The organism is Streptomyces sp. NBC_01431 (assembly GCF_036231355.1).
GTDB lineage: Bacteria > Actinomycetota > Actinomycetes > Streptomycetales > Streptomycetaceae > Streptomyces.
Genome location: NZ_CP109496.1, coordinates 5,965,036 through 5,985,611, shown reverse-complemented (window position 1 = coordinate 5,985,611; position 20,576 = coordinate 5,965,036). Strand labels below are relative to the sequence as shown.

Sequence of the window (20,576 nt, the reverse complement as noted above, 5' to 3'; positions counted from 1 at the left end):
AGACGTCGGTTCAAGAGACCGCTTCGCGATGTCGGTCGGGTCACTTGAGGAAGTCCGGGACGTCCAGCTCTTCGGCCTGGCTGTCCGGGTAGGGACGGGCCGTCGGGATGGCCGAGGGGGCGGGGGCCTCGTTGACCGGGGCGACCTCGACCGGGGCCGGGGCCGGGGGCTCCTCGCGCGTCCCCACCGTGCCGAGTCCGCCGAGCGGGCGGGAGGTCTCGACCGGGCGCGAGGGGGTGGGCTCCTCGCGCTTGTTGGAGTTGGCGCCGAGCACGGTGTCGCGGCGGGCCGGCGGCTGTCCGCCGTCGAAGCCGGCCGCGATGACCGTGACGCGCACCTCGTCGCCGAGGGCGTCGTCGATGACCGCGCCGAAGATGATGTTGGCCTCGGGGTGGGCAGCCTCGCTGACCAGCTGGGCCGCCTCGTTGATCTCGAAGAGACCGAGGTCGGAGCCGCCGGAGATGGAGAGGAGGACGCCGCGCGCGCCGTCGATGGAGGCTTCCAGGAGCGGCGAGGAGATCGCCATCTCGGCGGCGGCGACCGCGCGGTCGTCGCCGCGGGCCGAGCCGATGCCCATGAGCGCCGAACCCGCTTCCGACATGACCGACTTGACGTCGGCGAAGTCGAGGTTGATGAGACCGGGCGTGGTGATCAGGTCCGTGATGCCCTGGACACCGCTGAGCAGCACCTGGTCGGCCGACTTGAACGCGTCGAGCACGCTGACCTGGCGGTCCGAGATGGACAGCAGCCGGTCGTTGGGAATGACGATGAGGGTGTCGACCTCTTCGCGGAGCTCGGCGATGCCGTCCTCCGCCTGGTTGGCGCGGCGCCGGCCCTCGAAGGTGAACGGGCGGGTGACCACACCGATCGTCAGGGCGCCGAGCGAACGTGCGATGTTGGCGACGACGGGGGCGCCGCCGGTGCCGGTGCCGCCGCCTTCGCCGGCGGTGACGAAGACCATGTCGGCCCCCTTGAGGACCTCCTCGATCTCCTCGCGGTGGTCCTCTGCCGCCTTGCGGCCGACTGCCGGGTTGGCTCCGGCCCCGAGGCCGCGGGTGAGTTCACGGCCGACGTCGAGCTTGACGTCGGCGTCGCTCATCAACAGTGCTTGTGCGTCAGTGTTGATCGCGATGAACTCGACGCCCTTGAGACCGACCTCGATCATTCGGTTGATGGCATTGACACCACCGCCGCCGACACCGATGACCTTGATGACTGCGAGGTAGTTCTGCGGTGCTGCCACGTCGAAGGCCTCTCGCCTCGAGTTACGGGTCGTCACTTCGCGGTTGCCGCAAGGTGACGACGAATGCCGATTGGGACGGTCCGTATCGCCGACCCGAACCCTAACGTTGAAGTTTAGGGTTACCAGTGTGTCTGTTCGCTGGACTCTTCCGAACAGGACACTAAGTCGACAAGTGGCGCACGTTCAACGAACACGCCGAACCTCCCGTTTTTCTTTTCACCCTATGTGATCACCCGTGTCGCTGACCAACCAGGGTGCTGGCCAGCGCAAATGTCCGTCAACTACCCGATACCGCAGGGGCGGTGGGGGCGCTCACATCGAAGCGGACCGACTTCGGCCGGGCTTTCATCAGTGCACTGAGGGTACGTCCCTTCAGCTCCCCCTCCTCCTCGCTTCCCCACAGCACGCTGCGTCCGCCGGTCAACTCCAGCGTGACCGAGTCGTACGAGGAAATCCTGACCGAGCCGGTCTCCTTGGCGATGACGGGCGGGAGTTCGGCCGCCACCCGCACCGCTTCCAGGACCAGCCGGTCGGTGCCGAAGCGGCGTGCGCTCGGCGACTGCGACACCGTCAATTCGAGCAGCGGGACGCCCTGCACGGGCTGTTGGACCGTGGCGAAACGCACACCCTTCGCGTCCACTTCGTCGAACTTCGCGCCCTTCTTCATGAGCAGCGCGGGCTTGCGTTCGGTCACTTTCAGACCGATCACGTGCGGCCATGAACGGGTGACCTCGACGGAGTCGATCCGCGGAAGTTTCTGTCGCAAACGGGCCTCAATCGCCCCCGTGTCGACGGAAATCAGAGGTGATCCGATCGGCACCGCGGCGACCGCCTCGACCTCGCCGGGCGTCAGAACCCGTGTCCCGGTGGTCTTCACGTGCTCGACGCGCAGCCATGTGGAGCCGTAAAGCACCCAGATGACGCCCGCGCCGAGCAGGACGGCACCGACGAGGGCGAGCAGCGGACCCCGGCGGCGGGGCAGCCGGAGCCGGCCGCCGCGCCGGGGAGGAGGGCCGGACCGGCCGGACTTCGCGGATTTCCCAGTCCGTCCGCCACCGCGCTGGGCGGTCGCCTGTCCGGCCACGGTCCCTGCCTTCCGTCAGTTGATCAGCGTGCTGCGACGGCCTCGTACACCATCTGTACGAGGAGTTGGTCGGCGTCGCGCCGCCCGAACTCGGCGGCGGAGCGCGACATCTCGTACAGCCGGTGCGGATCGGCCAGTACCGGAAGGACGTTGCCCTGCACCCACTCGGGAGTGAGTTCGGCGTCGTCGACCAGCAGTCCGCCGCCGGCCTTGACCACCGGCTGGGCGTTCAGCCGCTGTTCGCCGTTGCCGATCGGCAGCGGTACGTAGGCGGCCGGCAGTCCGACGGCGGAGAGTTCGGCGACGGTCATCGCGCCCGCACGGCAGAGCATCATGTCGGCCGCGGCGTACGCGAGATCCATCCGGTCCACGTACGGTACCGGGACATAGGGCGGCATACCGGGCATGTGCTCGACACGCGGCAGTTCGTTCTTCGGGCCGACCGCGTGCAGGATCTGGATGCCGGAGCGCTGGAGCACCGGGGCGATCTGCTGGATCACCTCGTTGAGGCGGCGGGCGCCCTGCGAGCCGCCGGAGACGAGCAGCGTCGGCAGGTTGGGGTCGAGCCCGAACGCGGCCCGCGCCTCGGGCCGTACCCGGGCGCGGTCCAGGGTCGCGATCGAGTACCGCAGCGGGATGCCGATGTAGCGCGAGTTGCGCAGTTTGCTGTCGGGGGTGGCGACGGCCACTCCCGCCGCGTATCGCGAGCCGATCTTGTTGGCCAGGCCCGGCCGCGCGTTGGCCTCGTGGACCACGATCGGCACCCCGAGCCGCTTGGCCGCGAGGTAGCCGGGCAGCGCCACATAGCCGCCGAAGCCGACCACGCAGTCCGCCTTCGTGCGCTCCAGGATCTGCTCGGCGGCCTTGATCGTGCCGCGCAGCCGCCCGGGGACGGTGATCAGTTCGGGGGTGGGCCTGCGCGGCAGGGGGACGGCCGGGATGAGCGCGAGCTCATAGCCGCGCTCGGGGACGAGCCGGGTCTCCAGGCCCTTCTCCGTACCGAGTGCCGTGATCCCCACGGCGGGGTCCTGCCTGCGCAGGGCGTCCGCGAGGGCGAGCGCGGGCTCGATGTGGCCGGCGGTCCCCCCACCGGCGAGTACGACATGCACCGAAATTCACCGCTCTCCGGACGGACGCTTCTTGACGCGCCGTCTCATCGACTTCCAACTCACCCGAGGCTGCCGCATGGCAAGCGCCGCCCGCGCCGCGGGGTCGTCCCGCGCGAACGCGACGAGGAGCCCCACGGCGAACATGGTCGGCAGCAGGGCGGACCCACCGTAGGAGAACAGCGGGAGCGGGACACCGGCGATCGGCAACAGGCCGAGCACCGCACCGATGTTGATCACGGCCTGGGCCACGATCCAGGTGGTCACACCTCCCGCGGCGTACCTCACGAAGGGGTCCTCCGTGCGTCCGGCCACGCGGATACCCGCATAGCCTAGAGCCGCGAAGAGGGCGACGACCGACAGCGTCCCCGCCAGACCCAGTTCCTCGCCGGTGATGGCGAAGATGAAGTCGGTGTGGGGCTCCGGGAGTTGACCCCATTTCTCCACACTTGCCCCGAGTCCGGATCCGAACCATCCGCCCGACGCCAGCGCGTAGATTCCGTGCACCGCCTGCCAGCACTGGTCCTGCGGCCCCGGGTCGGTGGCCCCGATGCAGTTCAGGCGGCCCATCCGGTGCGGGCTGATCTTGATGAAGAGGGCGGCGAGCGTGCCCGCGACGGACAGCACGCCCGCGAAGAGCCGGGTGGGGGCACCGGCCAGCCAGAGCAGGCCGAACAGGATCGCCGTCAGGATGATCGTGGTGCCCATGTCACCGCCGAGCATGATGAGCCCGAGCAGCAGGAAGGCGACCGGCACCAGCGGCACCAGCATGTGCTTCCACTCGGTGAGCAGCCGCCTGTCCTGCTTGCGGGCCAGCAGGTCGGCGCCCCACAACAGCAGCGCCAGCTTGGCGAACTCACTGGGCTGGAGCTGGAAGGGGCCGCCCAGATAGATCCAGTTCTGGTTGCCGTTGACGGATTTCCCTATCCCGGGCACCTGCACGAGGATCAGCAGGAAGACCGTGCCGGCCAGTATCGGGTAGGCCAGTGCCCGGTGCAGTTTGGCGGGCATCTTGGCCGCGGCGATCATCAGCCCCGACCCGATGAGGGCGGCGAGGAACTGCTTGCGGAAGAAGTACGAGCCGGGCAGCGACAGTTCCAGGGCCTTGATCATCGAGGCGGAGTACACCATCACCAGGCCGAGCACGGTGATGAGCATCGAGCTGCCGAGGATCAGGTAGTACGCCGTCAGCGGCCGGTCCCAGGCCCTCCTGGCCTGTTCGAGAAGGCGCCGGGGGCCGCGCGGTCCGGGCGTCCCCGTGGCGCCGCCGCGGCGCACCGCCGGACCGCGCACGGACGAGGCGGTACGGCTGCGCAGGACGAGACCGGCGCGTCCGAGGAGCCCACGCACCGCGTCCCCCCAGCCGTCAAGAGCATCGGCCGCCATGTGTGCTGTCCCCTCCAGTCGTGCCCGGCGCCGCCGGTCCGTGGAACGGGTGGTCCGGCTAGGCGTGCCCGGCGGCGAGTTCGCGGACCGCCTCCGCGAAGGCCTCGCCGCGCTTGTTGTAGTTCGCGAACATGTCCATCGAGGCGCAGGCCGGGGCCATCAGTACGGTGTCCCCCGGCTCGGCGAGCCCTGCCGCCTCGCGGACCGCCGCGGACATCGCCCCAGTGTCCGTCCGGTCGAGGTCCACCACCGGGACCTCGGGGGCGTGTCGCGCCAGGGCTTCGGCGATCAGGTGGCGTTCGGCACCGATCAGCACGACCCCGCGCAGCCGCTTCGCGGAGCGCTGCACCAACTCGTCGAAGGAGGCGCCCTTGGCCAGTCCCCCGGCGATCCAGACGATCGGGTCGTACGCCGCCAAGGAGGCCTCGGCGGCATGGGTGTTGGTGGCCTTGGAGTCGTCGACGTAGGCGACGCCGGCCACGTCCGCGACGTGCTCGATGCGGTGCGCGTCCGGACGGAACGCCCGCAGGCCGTCCCGTACCGCCTTGGGCTCGACGCCGAAGGCGCGGGCCAGGGCGGCGGCGGCGAGCGCGTTGGCGATGTTGTGCGGGGCCGGCGGGTTGACGTCGGCGACCTCGGCGAGCTCCTGCGCGTTCTTCTGCCGGTTCTGCACGAAGGCCCGGTCGACCAGGATGCCGTCGACCACACCGAGTTGGGAGGGGCCGGGGGTGGCGAGGGTGAAGCCGATCGCGCGGCAGCCCTCCTCCACGTCGGCCTCGCGCACCAGGTCCTCGGTCGCCTTGTCCTCCGCGTTGTACACGCAGGCGATGGTGTTGCCCTCGTAGATCCGGCCCTTGTCGGCGACGTACGCCTCCATGGAGCCGTGCCAGTCGAGGTGGTCCGGGGCCAGGTTGAGCACGGCGGCGGAGTGGGCGCGCAGCGAGGGCGCCCAGTGCAACTGGTAGCTGGACAGCTCGACCGCGAGCACGTCGTACTGCTCCTCGCCGAGGACGACGTCGAGCAGCGAGACGCCGATGTTGCCGACGGCGGCGGTGCGCAGCCCGGCCGCCTCCAGGATCGAGGCGAGCATCCGGGTGGTGGTGGTCTTGCCGTTGGTGCCGGTGATCGCGAGCCAGGGCGCGGGTGTGCGTCCGTCCAGGTCCCGCAGCCGCCAGGCCAGTTCGACATCGCCCCAGACCGGCACGCCCGCCTCGGCGGCCGCCGTGAACAGCGGCTTGTCGGGCCGCCAGCCGGGCGTGGTGACGACCAGCTCGGTGCCCTCGGGCAGGGTGTCCCCGTCGCCGAGGCGCACGGTGATGCCCTGCGCCTCAAGCTCGGCGGCCTGCACGCGCGAGCGCTCGTCGGCGCCCTCGTTGACGGCCGTGACGACGGCGCCGAGGTCCTTGAGGACCCGGGCCACCGGCATCCCCGAGACCCCGAGACCGGCCACCGTCACGCGCTTGCCCTGCCAGGTGGTGCTCACTTGTCCGCTGCCCATCCCGCGTAGAAGAGACCGAGGCCCACGATCACGCACATGCCCTGGATGATCCAGAAGCGGACCACCACAAGGACTTCGGACCACCCCTTGAGTTCGAAGTGGTGCTGGAGCGGTGCCATCCGAAAGACCCGCTTGCCGGTCATCTTGAACGAGCCGACCTGGATGACCACGGACATGGTGATCAGCACGAACAGGCCGCCGAGCAGGGCGATCAGGAACTCCGTACGGGAGCAGATCGCCAGGCCGGCGAGCGCGCCGCCGAGCGCCAGGGAGCCGGTGTCGCCCATGAAGATCTTGGCGGGCGAGGTGTTCCACCACAGGAAGCCGAAGCAGGAGCCCATCAGGGCGGAGGCGACGACCGCGAGGTCGAGCGGATCGCGCACCTCGAAGCAGGCGTTGGGGTTGGTCAGGGTCTGCGCGTTGGCGCACGACTCCTGGAACTGCCACAGGCCGATGAAGGTGTACGCACCGAAGACCATCACGGACGCGCCGGTGGCCAGGCCGTCCAGACCGTCCGTCAGGTTCACGCCGTTCGACATCGCGAGGATCATGAACAGCGCCCACACCACGAAGATGACCGGTCCGACCGACCAGCCGAAGTCGTTGATGAACGACAGCTTGGTGGAGGCCGGGGTGTTGCCGCGGGCGTCGGCGAACTGGAGGGCGAGCACCGCGAAGGCGATGCCGACGATCAGCTGTCCGGCCATCTTCGCCTTGGCCCGCAGGCCCAGCGAACGCTGCTTGACGATCTTGATGTAGTCGTCGAGGAACCCGACCATGCCCATGCCGGCGGTCAGGAAGAGCACGAGCAGACCCGAGAAGGTCGGGTCCTCGCTGGTGATCACCTTGGTCAGCGCGTACGCGATCAGCGTGGCCAGGATGAAGGCGATGCCACCCATGGTGGGTGTGCCCTTCTTCCCGGCGTGGCCGCGCGGGCCGTCGTCGCGGATGAACTGGCCGTAGCCCTTGCGGGCGAGCAGCTTGATCAGCAGCGGGGTACCGACCAGGGTCAGGAACAGACCAATGGCTCCCGCGAAGAGGATCTGCCTCATCGGGCGGCGACCTCACCCTCGGCGGCGCCTTCGAGCAGCGCCAGTGCCACCCGCTCCAGGCCGATCGACCTGGACGCCTTCACCAGCACGACGTCTCCCGGGCGCAGCTCACTGCGCAGCAGGTCGACGGCCGCCTGTGCGTCGGACACGTGCACCGACTCCTCACCCCACGAACCCTCGTTATATGCGCCCAGTTGCAGCCAGGACGCCTCCCGGCCCCCGACTGCCACGAGCTTGCTGACGTTGAGCCGGACGGCGAGCCGTCCGACCGCGTCGTGCTCGGCGAGCGACTCGTCGCCCAGCTCGGCCATCGGACCGAGCACCGCCCACGTTCTGCGCCCGTTGCCCATGGCCGCGAGCGCGCGCAGAGCGGCTCGCATGGACTCGGGGTTCGCGTTGTAGGCGTCATTGACGACCGTCACACCGTCCGGACGCTCGGTGACCTCCATACGCCAACGGGAGAGGGTGCCCGCCTCGGAGAGCGCGCGGGCGATCTCGTCTGCGGACATGCCCAGCTCATGGGCGACGGCGGCCGCGGCGAGCGCGTTCGACACGTGGTGCTCACCGTACAGGCGCAACGTCACATCGCTGCACCCGGAGGGTGTGTGAAGCCTGAAGGAGGGCTGTCCGGCCGCTGTGAGCCGAACGTTTTCGGCACGTACGTCGGCGTCGTCCGCTTCCCCGAAGAGCAGCACGCGCGCCTGGGTTCGGGGAGCCATGGCCCGGACGAGGGGGTCGTCCGCGTTCAGGACGGCGCAGCCGTTTTCGGGCAGCGACTCCACCAACTCGCCCTTGGCCAGGGCGATCTGCTCCCGGCCGCCGAACTCGCCGATGTGGGCGGTCCCGACGTTCAGTACGAGGCCGATGCTTGGCGGGGTCAGACCGGTGAGGTAGCGGATGTGGCCGACGCCGCGCGCGCCCATCTCCAGGACCAGGTGCCTGGTCTCCTCGGTGGCGGTGAGCGCGGTCAGCGGCAGACCGATCTCGTTGTTGAGGGAGCCCGGCGTGAACACCGTCGGCGCGTGGCGCTGGAGCACCTGCGCGATCAGGTCCTTGGTGGAGGTCTTGCCGGACGAGCCGGTCAGGGCGACGACTTCGGTGCCGAGCCGGCGCACGACGTCGCGGGCCAGCGCACCGAGCGCGGCCTGTACGTCGTCGACGACGATCGCGGGCACGCCGAGCGGGCGGGCCGCCAGTACCGCCACCGCACCCGCCTCGATGGCGCGCTGCGCGTAGTCGTGGCCGTCGACGCGTTCACCGGCGAAGGCCACGAACAGCGAACCGGCCGCCACCTGGCGGGAGTCGATGACAACAGGCCCGGTGACACGGACGGACGGATCCGGTATGTCGTGCGGCTGCCCGCCGACGATTTCGGCGATCTCGGCGAGGGAGAGGGCGATCACTGCTTCATCCCTGACTTTTCTTCGATGGCGGCGCGGAGCACCAGGCGGTCGTCGAAGGGGCGGACCACTCCGTTGACGTCCTGGCCCTGTTCATGGCCCTTGCCCGCGACGAGGACGGTGTCGCCGGGTTCGGCGCGGGCGACGGCCGACGCGATGGCGGCGGCCCGGTCCTCGAAGACCTGGACCTCACCCCGCTCGTGCGCGGGCACCTCGGCGGCGCCCGCCAGCATCGCGGCGAGGATCGCGAGGGGGTCCTCGGAGCGGGGGTTGTCGGAGGTCAGTACGGCGGTGTCGGCGAGCCGGGCCGCGGCCGCGCCCATCGGGCCCCGCTTGGTCTGGTCGCGGTCGCCGCCGCAGCCGAGCACGATGTGCAGCTTGCCCCCGGTGACCTTGCGCAGCGAGCGGAGCACCGATTCGACGGCGTCCGTCTTGTGGGCGTAGTCGACCACGGCGAGGTAGGGCTGGCCCGCGTCCACCCGCTCCAGGCGGCCGGGCACGCCGGGTACGGCGGCCACTCCGTCGGCGGCGGTCTGCGGGTCGAGCCCGGCGACGGCGAGGGTGACGACGGCGGCGAGGGTGTTCGCCACGTTGAACGGGCCCGGCAGCGGGGCGGTGGCCGAGATCCGCTCGCCCTTGGGGCCGACGACGGTGAAGGTGCTGCTGTCCTGGCGCACCTGGACGTCCTCGGCCCGCCAGTCGGCGTCGGGGTGGCCCTCGGCGGAGAACGTGGTGATGTCGATGCCCGCCTCCTTCACGAGCCTGCGGCCGTACTCGTCGTCGTAGTTGACGACGCCGCGCCGGGCGCGCTGCGGGGTGAACAGCTGCGCCTTGGCCCGGAAGTAGTCCTCCATGCCGGAGTGGAACTCCATGTGCTCCGGGCTGAGGTTGTTGAAGACGGCGACGTCGAAGACGCAGCCGTCGACCCGGCCGAGCACCAGGGCGTGGCTGGAGACCTCCATGGCGACCGCGTCGACACCGCGCTCGCGCATGACCGCGAACAGCGCCTGGAGGTCGGTTGCTTCGGGGGTGGTGCGCTCGGACTTGATGCGCTCGTCGCCGATCCGCATCTCGACCGTGCCGATCAGACCGGTGGCGTGTCCGGCGCCGCGCAGCCCGCCCTCGACCAGGTAGGCGGTCGTGGTCTTGCCGGAGGTTCCGGTGATGCCGATCTGGAGCAGCTGCTCGCCGGGGTGTCCGTAGATCTCGGTGGCGAGCTCCCCCATCCGGCCGCGCGGGTCGCCCGCGACCAGGACTGGCAGTCCGGTCGCGGCGGCGCGCTCCCGGCCGGCCGGGTCGGTGAGGACGGCGACGGCACCCAGGCTCGCGGCCTGCGCCGCGAAGTCCGCGCCGTGCATCCGGGCACCGGGGAGGGCGGCGTACAGGTCTCCGGGGCGTACCGCCCGGGAGTCGTGTGTGATGCCGGTGACCTCTCCCGGCCCTGGGTCGCTCGTTCCCAGTCGCTCGGCCAGCTCGCTGAGCGAGGTCGGTCGGGCCTGTTCCGGTCGGGGCGCTCCCGGCTGTTTCGCGGGGACGTCCTTCGGGGCGGTTCGGTACTGATCAGCGTGTGGCACGGCGGTGAGCGTACCGGGCGCACCCGCCGGGTCGCCAAAAGAGGGGGGCACGGCGTCCTGGGTCCCGTCCTGGTTCCCAGGGCCCTGGGTGATGGTTGTCACTGAGGGTTCCGGATTCAGTCGTTGCCGCCGAAGGAGACGGGCAGGTTGGGAGGCTGGGCTCCGGTCGGGGGGATCTGCAGGGTCTTGAGCGCGAACTCCATGACCTGCTTGTAGATGGGTCCGCAGATCTGGCCGCCGAAGTAGCTGCCCTTGGTGGGGTTCTGGATGGCGCAGTAAACGGTGATCTTGGGGTTGTCGGCGGGGGCGAAGCCCGCGAAGGACGCGGTGTAGCCCTTGTAGGTGCCGGTCTTGGGGTCGATGCGGTTGGCGGTTCCGGTCTTGCCCGCGACCCGGTAGCCGGGGATGGCGGCCTTGGTTCCGGTGCCCTCGGCGTCGCCGACGACCGATTCGAGCATCTCGGCGACGCTCTTGGCGGTCTTCTCGCTGACCACCCGCGTCCGCTTCGGCGCGGGCGCGGGGGTGAAGCGCCCGTCGGGGCCCCTGGTGCCGCGCACCATGGTCGGCTCGACGCGTACGCCGCCGTTGGCGATGGTCGAATAGACCGAGGCCGCCTGCATGGCGTTGAGCGAGAGGCCCTGGCCGAACCGGACGGTGTACTGCTGCGAGGTGGACCACTTGCTCGCGGGGGCGAGGATGCCCGGGGTCTCACCGGGAAAGCCCAGTCCGCTCGGCGAGCCGATGCCGAACTTCCGCAGATACGAGTACAGGACGCCGTCGGCCTGGGCGTCGGTCTTGCCCAGCTGCTCCACGGCCAGGATCGTGCCGATGTTGCTGGACTTGGCGAGCACGCCGTTGAGGGTCAGGTTCCAGGTGGCGTGGTCGATGTCGTCCTTGAAGAGGCGGTCACCGCGCTGGAGCCGGTTGGGCACGACCACATGGGTCTCGGGGGTTGCCACGCCCTCCTCCAGGACCGCGGCCATGGACATGACCTTGGCGGTGGAGCCGGGTTCGAAGGCGTCCTGGAGGGCCGCGTTGCCCATGGCGGCGGAGTTGGCCTGCGCGATGTTGTTCGGGTCGAAGCCGGGCGCGTTCGCCATGGCCAGGACTTCGCCGGTGTCGGACCTCTGCACTATGACGTAGCCGCGGTCGGCGCCGGACGCGGTGACCTGGTCCGAGATCGCCTTCTGGGCCATCCACTGGATGTCCCGGTCGATGGTCAGCTCGACGTCGGAGCCAGGTACGGCCGGGGTCTCGTGGGTGCCCGCGGTGGGCACCCGGCGGCCGCCGGACTGGGCGTAGCTGATCTTGCCGTCGGTGCCGGCCAGTTCCTTGTTCAGGGACGACTCCAGGCCGCCGCCGCCCTTGCCCTCGGCGTTGACGTAACCCAGTATCCCGGCGGCGAGGTCGCCGTTCGGGTACACCCGCTTGGTGCTGGTCTCGTTCAGCACCCCAGCCAGCACGTTGGCGCCGGGGCCGCCCTTGGCGCGGTCGGCGGCGGCCTTCTCGGCGAAGACCTTCTTCAGGTCCTTGATCTGGTTCCAGACCTGCGGGGTCTGCCGGCGGGCGAGCACCACATAGCGGGTCCTGGGGGTCTTGAGCTTCTTGGTGAGGTCCGCCTGGCCCTTGCCGATCAGCGGAGCGAGCAGCGCGGCCGCCTGCTCGGCGGCGTCCGGGATCTTGGTGGCCTCGGGGGTGAACAGCGTGGGGTCGGCGGTGATGTCGTACGCGTCGACGCTGGTGGCGAGCGCGATGCCGGCCCGGTCGGTGATCCGGCCCCGCTCGGCGGGCAGCGCATAACTGGCGTAGCGGTTCTTCTCGGCCTTGGCGGCGTAGGCGCTGGCGTCCACGGCCTGCACCTGGAGGAGCCGTGCGACGAAGGCCAGCATGACCAGGGTGAGCCCGAGGCTGACCAGGCGCAGCCGGGGCCGGTGGCTGCCGAGCTTGATCTTCTTGGCGGCCGCGGGGCGTCGGGCGGGGGGCCTGGGCCGCGCGGGCGCAGGCACCCGGCGGCGGACGGGTTCCTTGGGGCTCACTGCGTCACCTGCCGGGGGTCGGGGAGGTCTTCGCGGGCTGCCGGGGCCGGGGGGCCGGGGTGTGGTGCTTGGGGTGCGGTGCGGGGGCGCCCGGGTTCTGCGCCGAGGCGGGCAGCGGGGCCGGTTCGGCGGCCTCGGCGGGCGAGGGGTCGCCGGCGGTGAAGGGGACGCCCTTGACGGTGCCGTCGGGGTTGAGGAAGACGGGGGGCCCACCGGGGACCATGCCGAGGTCACCGGCCCGGCGGGCCAGCGCGTCGGGCGCGGAGAGATCGTCCACGTCCCGCTGGAGAGCCTGTTGTTCGTCGGTGCGTTCGGTGGTCTGCCGGCGGTATTCGCTGAGTTGGAACGAGCCCGCGTTGAGCGCCGAGTTCAGCAGCAGCAGCGCGATGAGGCCGCCGCCGAGGAGCGTCACGACAAGGAGGACGAACGGCGTGCGGGCGGCGCCGTTCGGTCCCTGCGAAGGCATCAGCCTGCCGAGCCGCGCGGCGGTGCCGCGCAGCTGCCTGGCCGGTTTGCTCACACGTCCTCCCTGATCCGCTGGACCCCGCGGAGTCTGGCGGGGGCCGCCCGCCGGTTCTCGGCGATCTCCTCCTCCGTGGGGAGTTCGGCGCCGCGGGTGAGGAGCTTGAGCCGCGGCTGGTAGCGCTCGGGCACCACCGGCAGGCCGGGCGGCGCGGTGTTGGCGGCGCCGGCCGCGAACACCTGCTTGACGATGCGGTCCTCCAGGGACTGGTAGGAGAGCACCGCGACCCGGCCGCCCACCGTGATCGCGGCGACCGCGGCGGGGATCGCCCGCTCCACGCTGGCGAGTTCGCCGTTGACCTCGATGCGCAGCGCCTGGAAGGTGCGCTTGGAGGGGTTGCCGCCGGTGCGCTTGGCGGCCTGCGGCAGCGAGTCGCGGATCAGCTCGACGAGCCGGGCGCTGTTGCTGAACGGCTCCTTCTCGCGCTCGCGGACAATGGCCGAGACGATCCGCTTGGCCTGCTTCTCCTCGCCGTACGCGCGCAGGATCCGCACCAGTTCACCGGCCGGGTAGGTGTTGAGGACCTCGGCGGCGCTCATCCCGGTCGACTGGTCCATGCGCATGTCCAGCGGCGCGTCCTGGGCGTAGGCGAAGCCGCGGTCGGCCTCGTCGAGCTGCATGGAGGAGACGCCGAGGTCGAACAGGACGCCCTGGACGCGGGGGGTGCCCAGGCGTTCCAGCACGTCGGGCAGCTCGTCGTAGACGGCGTGCACCAAGGTGGCCCGCTCGCCGAAGGGGGCGAGGCGCTCGCCGGACAGGCGCAGGGCCTCCTTGTCGCGGTCGAGGGCGATCAGGCGCACCTCGGGGAACCGGGTGAGCAGGGCCTCGCTGTGGCCGCCGAGGCCGAGGGTGCAGTCGACGACGACCGCCCCCGGCTCGGTCAGGGCCGGGGCCAACATGTCCAAGCATCGCTGGAGCATCACCGGGACGTGTCGCTGGCTCAAAGCCGCCCTCTCAAGGATCCGGCGCACCGCCGCGCATACGTGCCGGATTCCCGCTCCCCCACGCGCGGGAGGGGGAGGACGGCTGGCGCCGGGGAAGGGGCGTCAGCCGACCGGAGAGCGGGAGGAGGCCGAGCCGTACGTGCGCCGGGCACGCGGGTAAAAGTTGTGGTCCGGACTGTTGGGCTGCCCGGAGGTTTGGGGTTGCGCAAAGCGGGAGATCGTGTGTCACGCCTCCCACTTCGCGTCACTTTAGTCCACTCGTCCTTGGGGTCAATCAACCCTCCAGCGCGCCGCCCAGCACATTTTTCACTCGTACGGGTGAGGCATGATGAGGGCTGTGGGTTAGCTCACAAGCGCCCGAGTTGACAGTCTTTTTCCGCCCCCATGGCGCGACCGAACGATCAGCGGCGACTACCGTCATAGACATGTCGACTCCTGCGCACATACCCGCGGAGCCTCCTGCGCCGCGTCCGCACCTGACCGTCCGCGACGGAGGTACGGTGACCGACCGGCTGGTCGAGGCCAATCGCACGTACGCCAAGGCGTTCAAAGATCCGGGCATGGATGCCCGCCCGGTGCTCCGGGTGGCCGTCGTGGCCTGCATGGACGCCCGCCTCGATCTGCACGCCGCCCTCGGTCTGGAACTCGGTGACTGCCACACGATCCGCAACGCGGGCGGCGTGGTCACCGACGATGTGATCCGGTCCCTCACCATCAGCCAGCGCGCCCTCGGCACCACCAGCGTCATGCTGGTGCACCACACCGGCTGCGGCATGGAGTCCCTCACCGAGGACTTCCGGCACGAGCTGGAGAACGAGGTGGGCCAGCGGCCGGCCTGGGCCGTGGAGTCGTTCCGCGACGCCGACCAGGACGTACGCCAGTCCATGCAGCGGGTGCGGACGTCGCCGTTCGTGCCGCACACCGATGATGTCCGCGGGTTCGTCTTCGACGTGACGACGGGACTGCTGCGGGAAATCGATCCGGTGAACTGACAACCGTCGGAACGGAAAAGCGGGGGCAACTGAGGGCGAATCCCCCTCAGTTGTCCACAGCCGAGTGACACGACGCGGCAACGCCAACAAGAATGCGGATGTGACACCGGTCCGAACCGTTCGGCCGTGCTGTCCGTATTTCGGGGTGGGCCGGGCCGTTCGAGGCGCACCGGCCCGTATGCAAGGGCCGAGGAGGGCCGGGTGACGACCTATGACGATCGAGCGAGCCTCACTGATCTGACCGCCACAGCGGAGCGAGTCCGCAGGTCGGTGGAGAGTGTGATCGAGGGCAAGCCCGAGGTCGTACGGCTTTCGCTGACCGTACTGCTGGCGGAAGGGCACCTCCTCATCGAGGACGTGCCCGGCGTGGGCAAGACCATGCTGGCCAAGGCGCTGGCCCGATCGGTGGACTGCTCGGTCCGGCGCATCCAGTTCACGCCGGACCTGCTGCCGTCGGACATCACCGGCGTGTCGATCTACGACCAGCAGCGGCGGGACTTCGAGTTCAAGCCGGGCGCGATCTTCGCGCAGATCGTGATCGGCGACGAGATCAACCGGGCCTCGCCCAAGACGCAGTCCGCACTCCTGGAGTCCATGGAGGAGCGGCAGGTCACCATCGACGGGCAGACCTACGAACTGCCCAGCCCCTTCATGGTCGTCGCCACCCAGAACCCGGTGGAGATGGAGGGCACCTACCCCCTCCCCGAGGCGCAGCGCGACCGCTTCATGGCCCGCGTGTCGATGGGCTACCCGACGCCCGAGGCCGAGCTCCAGATGCTCGATGTGCACGGCGGCGTCTCCCCGCTCGACGACCTGCAACCGGTGGCGCACGCCCATGACATCGTCAAGCTGGTCGACGCGGTCCGCGGCGTGCACGTCGCCGACGCGGTGCGGCGGTACGCGGTGCAGCTGGTCGGCGCGACCCGCAACCACCCGGATCTCAGACTCGGAGCCTCGCCGCGCGCCACGCTCCACCTGCTGCGCGCGGCGAAGGCGTCCGCCGCCCTGAGCGGCCGCGAGTACGCGCTGCCCGACGACGTCCAGGCGCTGGCCGTCGCGGTCCTCGCCCACCGGTTGCTGCCCACCGCGCAGGCCCAGCTCAACCGCCGCACCGCCGAGCAGGTCGTCCTGGAGATCCTCCAGCACACGCCCGTTCCGCAGGCCGGGAACCCGCTGTACGGCCAGCAGCCGCCCGGCGCCCGGCGGCTGTGATGGCGGCCGGCGGCCTCGGCGACGAGGAGCAGGCCGGGGGCGGTCCATGGGCCGCCCTGTCCGGTCTGACCACCCGCGGCCGCTCGTTCCTCGCGGCCGGCGTCGCCGCCGCGGTCTGCGCCTTCGTCCTTGGCCAAGAAGACCTGTTCCGGGTCGGTCTGCTGCTCACGGTGCTCCCGCTGGTGTGCACGGTGGTGCTCTACCGGACCCGCTACCGCGTGGCGGGCAGCCGCCGACTGGCCCCCGGCCGGGTCACGGCGGGGGCCGAGGCCCGGGTCCAGCTACGGGTCGACAACGTCTCCCGGCTGCCCACCGGTCTGCTGATGCTCCAGGACCGGGTGCCGTACGTGCTCGGTCCGCGCCCGCGCTTCGTGCTCGACCGGGTCGAGGCGGGCGGCAAGCGCGAGGTGTCCTACCGGGTGCGCTCGGACCTGCGCGGGCGCTATCCGCTCGGGCCCCTGCAGTTGCGGCTCACCGACCCCTTCGGGATGTGCGAGCTGACCCGCGCGTTCAGTGCGTACGACACGCTGACCGTCATCCCCCGCACCGAACCGCTGCCGGCGGTGCGGCTGTCCGGCGAGGCCGCCGGGTACGGCGACGGACGGCACCGCTCGCTTGCGCTCGCCGGGGAGGACGACGTCATTCCGCGCGGCTACCGGCACGGCGACGACCTGCGCCGGGTGCACTGGCGCTCCACCGCACGCTACGGCGAGCTGATGGTGCGCCGCGAGGAGCAGCCGCAGCGGGCCCGCTGCACGGTCCTGCTCGACACCCGGGAGAGCGCCTACGCGGGAGCGGGTCCCGACTCGGCCTTCGAATGGGCGGTCTCGGGCGCGGCCTCAGCCCTGGCGCACATGCTGGAACGCGGCTTCTCCGTACGGCTGTTGACGGACACCGGCAGCTCGGTGCCGGGGGACGGGGCCGGCGGGTTCGCGGGTTCCACCCAGGACTCCTCCGACTCGGCCGGGCTGATGATGGACACCCTCGCCGTCGTGGACCACTCCGACGGCGGTGGTCTCTCCCGCGCGTACGACGTGCTGCGCGGCGGCAACGAAGGGCTGCTCATCGGGTTCTTCGGCGACCTCGACGAGGAACAGGCCGCGGTCGCGGCGAAGATGCGCCGGCGCAGCGGGGCCGCGGTCGCCTTCGTGCTCGACAGCGGGCGGTGGACGCACGGCGCCGCCGAGCACGGCCCCGTCGAGGAACGGCTGCGGCTGCTGCGCGAGGGCGGCTGGACGGCGCTCGCGGTGGAGCCGGGCGCCGCCCTGCCCGAGCTGTGGCGCCTCGCGGGCCACGAACGTACGAACGCGGGAGCGGCCGACGCTTCCGGCACGGCAGGGGGATGGTCATGAGCGGGCGCGGACGGCTGGCGCTGTGCGCCTACGCGGCCACGATGATGGCGGCGTGCTCGATGCTGCCGCTGGTCAGCCCGGCGCCCTGGATCCTCCAGGCCGCGATCCTGCTCGCGCTCCTGAGCGGGGCCGGCGCGCTGGCCCGGCGGGTGCCGCTCGCGCGCCCATTGACCGTACTCGCCCAGGCCGTGGTGGGTCTGCTCACGCTGACGGTGGTGTTCGCGCGCGAGCAGGCGATCGGCGGGGTGCTGCCGGGGCCCGAGGTCTTCGAGCACCTCAACGCGCTGCTCCAGCAGGGCGCTTCGGACGTCGGGAACTACGCGATCCCGGCGCCGGCCACCTCGGGCATCCGGCTGATGCTGGTGGGCGGGGTGCTGGTCATCGGCCTCGCGGTGGACGCGCTCGCGGTGACGTTCCGCAGCGCGGCCCCGGCGGGTCTGCCGCTGCTCGCGCTGTACTCGGTGGCCGCGGGGTTGTCGCAGGGCGGCGCGAGCTGGCTCTGGTTCTTGCTCGCGGCCGCGGGCTATCTGCTGCTCCTGCTGGCCGAGAGCCGCGACCGGCTCTCGCAGTGGGGCCGCGTCTTCGGCGGCACCGCGCGGGCGCCCGGTCGGCCCCCGCAGGGCGTGTTCGAGAGTGCGACACCGCTGGCCCCGGTCCGTACCGGGCGGCGCATCGGGGTGCTGGCGCTCGGGATCGCGCTGGTGATCCCGGCGATGCTGCCCGCGCTGGACGGCGGGCTGCTGGGCCCCGGCGGCGGCACCGGGAACGGCGACGGGACCGGCGGCACCATCTCCGCGGTCAATCCGCTGGTCTCACTGCAGAACAGCCTGAACCAGCCCCAGGACCGCGAGGTGCTGCGCTACAACACCAACGCCCAGGACACCAAGGGGATGTACCTGCGGATCGTCGCGCTCGACGAGTTCGACGGGGCGTCCTGGAAGTCCTCGGAGCGCCGCATCAAGGACGTGCCCGATCCGCTGCCGAGGCCGGACGGGCTGAGCCCGTCCGTGAACACCACCGAGGTGCAGACGAGCATCTCGGCGGCGGGCTGGTACGCGCAGAGCTGGCTGCCGATGCCGTTCCCCGCGACCCAGGTCAAGATCAAGGGTGACTGGCGGTTCGAGCCGGTCGGGCGGACTCTGGTCGGCGACCGCAAGCAGACGACCCAGGGTGCGCAGTACACGGTCGCCAGCCTGCTGGTGCAGCCGACGGCGGCCCAGCTGGCGAACGCCCCGGCGCCGCCGGCGGACCTGCTGAAGGAGTACACCCAGGTCCCGGATTCGCTGCCCTCCGTGGTGGGCACGACCGCTCGGCAGGTCACCCACGGCGCCCCGAACAACTACGAGAAGGCCGTCAAGCTCCAGGACTGGTTCTCCACCAGCGGCGGCTTCACGTACAACACCCAGGTCCAGTCGGGCAGCGGCACCGAGGCCATCGCCAACTTCCTGAAGGAGAAGGAGGGCTTCTGCGTCCACTTCTCCTTCTCGATGGCCGCGATGGCTCGGACGCTGGGCATCCCGGCGCGGGTCGCCGTCGGCTTCACGCCGGGCGCCCCGCTCGCGGACGGCACGATGTCGGTGGGCCTGCGCGACGCGCACGCCTGGCCCGAGCTGTACTTCCAGGGAGTGGGCTGGACCCGCTTCGAGCCGACGCCTACGCGCGGCAGCATCCCCGACTACACCCGGCAGCAGGCCCCGGCGGGCAACCCGAGCAGCCCGGCCCAGCCGACCCACAGCGCCTCCGCCCAGCCGTCGGCCGCGCCGTCCGCCGCGGACTCCTGCCCGCCCGGCGCACGCCGCCTCGGGGACTGCGGCCCCACGGCGGCGGCCACCCCGGCGGGCCCGACGGACAGCGGGCCCTCGGCATCGACCCTGATCGGTACGGTCCTCGCCGTGGCGGCGCTGTTGGTGCTGCCGCTGCTGCCGTTGCTGTGGCGCAGGCGGGTCAGGGCCCGACGTCTCGGCTCCGGCGGCCGGACCCCGGCCGACGCGGTGGCCCGTACGCTCGCCGCCTGGCAGGAGATCACCGACACGGCCTGGGACCACGGCATCCCGCCGGACGAGTCGCAGACGCCCCGCAAGGCGGCGGCGCGCGTGGTGCGTCTTGGCCGCCTCGACGGCGCGGCGGCCACATCCGTTCACCGTGTGGCGGGGGCGGTGGAGCAGGTGCTGTACGCGCCACACCCCGAGCCGACGGCGGGCCTCGCGGAGGACGTGGCCCGCGTGGCAGAGGGCCTGCGCACCCAGGCGGGCCGCTGGACCAGCCTGCGCGCGATTCTCGCCCCGCGCTCAGCTGTCCGAGTGATCTGGGCCCTTTCGCTCCGCTGGGAGTCCCTGAAGATCCGCGGATCGGAACGGGCCCGAGTGTGGGGAGAGCGCCTGCGCCCCCGCCGAAAGGCGAGCCCCGACCGAGCCAAGTCCAGCCCCTCCGGCGTTTGAGGAGCGGGGTCCGGGGGCGGAGCTCCCGTGATCCCGCGCCACCGACGCACCCGGGTCGGGGTGGGAGCCGGCGGCCCTGGGCCACTGACTGCCACCCGGGGCAGGGCCCCCGGCCCGGCACCGGACAAGCCGACCCGGGTCCGGACATGCCTGAGGGGCGGTCACCTCATCAAGGTGACCGCCCCTCGGTTCAGGTCAAAGAGGGCGGGGCTAGCGCCCCTCATCGCGGCGCCGCTGCCAGCGCTGCTCGATCCGGTCCATCACCGAGCGCCGCTGCCGGGCCTGCTGTGGCCCGGCGGAACCACCCGCACGCGCCTGTTCACCGGGACGCGGCGCCTTGCGCCAACCGGTGACCGCGAGCACCGCACATCCGAGCATGACGAGGAACCCCACCACGCTGATCCAGATCTGCTGGGCGACCATTCCTGCCATGAGGAGCGCGATACCCACCAGAAAGCCCGCGACCGCCTGGTAGACCCGTCGCCGGGTGTACGTACGCAGCCCGCTTCCCTCAAGCGCTGTCGCGAACTTGGGATCTTCGGCGTACAGCGCTCGCTCCATCTGCTCGAGCATGCGCTGCTCGTGCTCCGAGAGCGGCACGGAGTCCTCCTACTCGTCGGTCGCGGGGGGCGACCGGATGCGGCCCCTTCAGGATAGGCAGGGAATCGCCCCCGTGAAACCCGCCCTCTACGCCAATTCACCAGCCGGGCCGCCACGGCGGTTCGGTTGTGGAGAT

General features: G+C 71.2%; 16 protein-coding genes. 4 read left to right on the top strand and 12 right to left on the bottom strand.

Annotation, left to right across the window (positions count from 1 at the left end; genetic code table 11):
• Positions 1-40: 40 nt before the first annotated feature.
• The 11 genes from ftsZ to rsmH form a co-directional block, all read right to left on the bottom strand.
• On the bottom strand, positions 41-1,243 hold the full coding sequence (gene ftsZ, locus OG522_RS27290) for a cell division protein FtsZ (RefSeq protein ID WP_329465648.1): 1,203 nt from the start codon (positions 1,241-1,243) through the stop codon (positions 41-43).
• Positions 1,244-1,520: 277 nt separating this feature from the next.
• Complete coding sequence (locus OG522_RS27285) at positions 1,521-2,327, bottom strand: cell division protein FtsQ/DivIB (protein ID WP_329465647.1); 807 nt, start codon at positions 2,325-2,327, stop codon at positions 1,521-1,523.
• A gap of 23 nt (positions 2,328-2,350) precedes the next feature.
• Positions 2,351-3,436: an undecaprenyldiphospho-muramoylpentapeptide beta-N-acetylglucosaminyltransferase gene (gene murG, locus OG522_RS27280; RefSeq protein WP_329465646.1), complete on the bottom strand. Its 1,086-nt coding sequence runs from the start codon at positions 3,434-3,436 to the stop codon at positions 2,351-2,353.
• 6 nt (positions 3,437-3,442) lie between these two features.
• Entirely contained in the window at positions 3,443-4,819 is a 1,377-nt protein-coding gene (ftsW, locus tag OG522_RS27275) for a putative lipid II flippase FtsW (protein WP_329465645.1), read from the bottom strand.
• A gap of 58 nt (positions 4,820-4,877) precedes the next feature.
• On the bottom strand, positions 4,878-6,317 hold the full coding sequence (murD, locus tag OG522_RS27270) for a UDP-N-acetylmuramoyl-L-alanine--D-glutamate ligase (RefSeq protein WP_329465644.1): 1,440 nt from the start codon (positions 6,315-6,317) through the stop codon (positions 4,878-4,880).
• Complete coding sequence (gene mraY / locus OG522_RS27265) at positions 6,299-7,369, bottom strand: phospho-N-acetylmuramoyl-pentapeptide-transferase (RefSeq protein WP_100574590.1); 1,071 nt, start codon at positions 7,367-7,369, stop codon at positions 6,299-6,301. The genes murD and mraY overlap by 19 nt, the downstream gene beginning before the upstream one ends.
• Entirely contained in the window at positions 7,366-8,772 is a 1,407-nt protein-coding gene (locus OG522_RS27260) for a UDP-N-acetylmuramoyl-tripeptide--D-alanyl-D-alanine ligase (protein ID WP_329465643.1), read from the bottom strand. Before OG522_RS27260 ends, mraY begins: the two co-directional genes overlap by 4 nt.
• Complete coding sequence (locus OG522_RS27255) at positions 8,769-10,445, bottom strand: UDP-N-acetylmuramoyl-L-alanyl-D-glutamate--2,6-diaminopimelate ligase (RefSeq protein WP_382808991.1); 1,677 nt, start codon at positions 10,443-10,445, stop codon at positions 8,769-8,771. Before OG522_RS27255 ends, OG522_RS27260 begins: the two co-directional genes overlap by 4 nt.
• A gap of 14 nt (positions 10,446-10,459) precedes the next feature.
• Complete coding sequence (locus tag OG522_RS27250) at positions 10,460-12,379, bottom strand: peptidoglycan D,D-transpeptidase FtsI family protein (RefSeq protein ID WP_329465642.1); 1,920 nt, start codon at positions 12,377-12,379, stop codon at positions 10,460-10,462.
• Positions 12,380-12,383: 4 nt separating this feature from the next.
• Positions 12,384-12,899: a hypothetical protein gene (locus tag OG522_RS27245; protein ID WP_329465641.1), complete on the bottom strand. Its 516-nt coding sequence runs from the start codon at positions 12,897-12,899 to the stop codon at positions 12,384-12,386.
• A complete protein-coding gene (gene rsmH, locus OG522_RS27240; RefSeq protein ID WP_329465640.1) occupies positions 12,896-13,846 on the bottom strand; it encodes a 16S rRNA (cytosine(1402)-N(4))-methyltransferase RsmH in 951 nt (316 codons plus the stop codon). The genes OG522_RS27245 and rsmH overlap by 4 nt, the downstream gene beginning before the upstream one ends.
• 425 nt (positions 13,847-14,271) lie before the next feature.
• Between rsmH and OG522_RS27235 the strand changes: the two genes are divergently transcribed.
• The 4 genes from OG522_RS27235 to OG522_RS27220 all read left to right on the top strand — a co-directional run bounded on the left by OG522_RS27235 (position 14,272) and on the right by OG522_RS27220 (position 19,840).
• Positions 14,272-14,838, top strand: coding sequence for a beta-class carbonic anhydrase (locus tag OG522_RS27235; RefSeq protein ID WP_329465639.1), 567 nt, complete (start codon positions 14,272-14,274; stop codon positions 14,836-14,838).
• A gap of 201 nt (positions 14,839-15,039) precedes the next feature.
• A complete protein-coding gene (locus OG522_RS27230; protein WP_329465638.1) occupies positions 15,040-16,050 on the top strand; it encodes an AAA family ATPase in 1,011 nt (336 codons plus the stop codon).
• Complete coding sequence (locus OG522_RS27225; RefSeq protein WP_329465636.1) at positions 16,050-17,402, top strand: DUF58 domain-containing protein; 1,353 nt, start codon at positions 16,050-16,052, stop codon at positions 17,400-17,402. Before OG522_RS27230 ends, OG522_RS27225 begins: the two co-directional genes overlap by 1 nt.
• Entirely contained in the window at positions 17,399-19,840 is a 2,442-nt protein-coding gene (locus OG522_RS27220; protein ID WP_329465635.1) for a transglutaminase TgpA family protein, read from the top strand. Before OG522_RS27225 ends, OG522_RS27220 begins: the two co-directional genes overlap by 4 nt.
• A gap of 210 nt (positions 19,841-20,050) precedes the next feature.
• On the opposite strand, the gene OG522_RS27215 is transcribed toward OG522_RS27220, so the two are convergent.
• Entirely contained in the window at positions 20,051-20,440 is a 390-nt protein-coding gene (locus OG522_RS27215; RefSeq protein WP_329465634.1) for a DUF3040 domain-containing protein, read from the bottom strand.
• Positions 20,441-20,576: the final 136 nt, after the last annotated feature.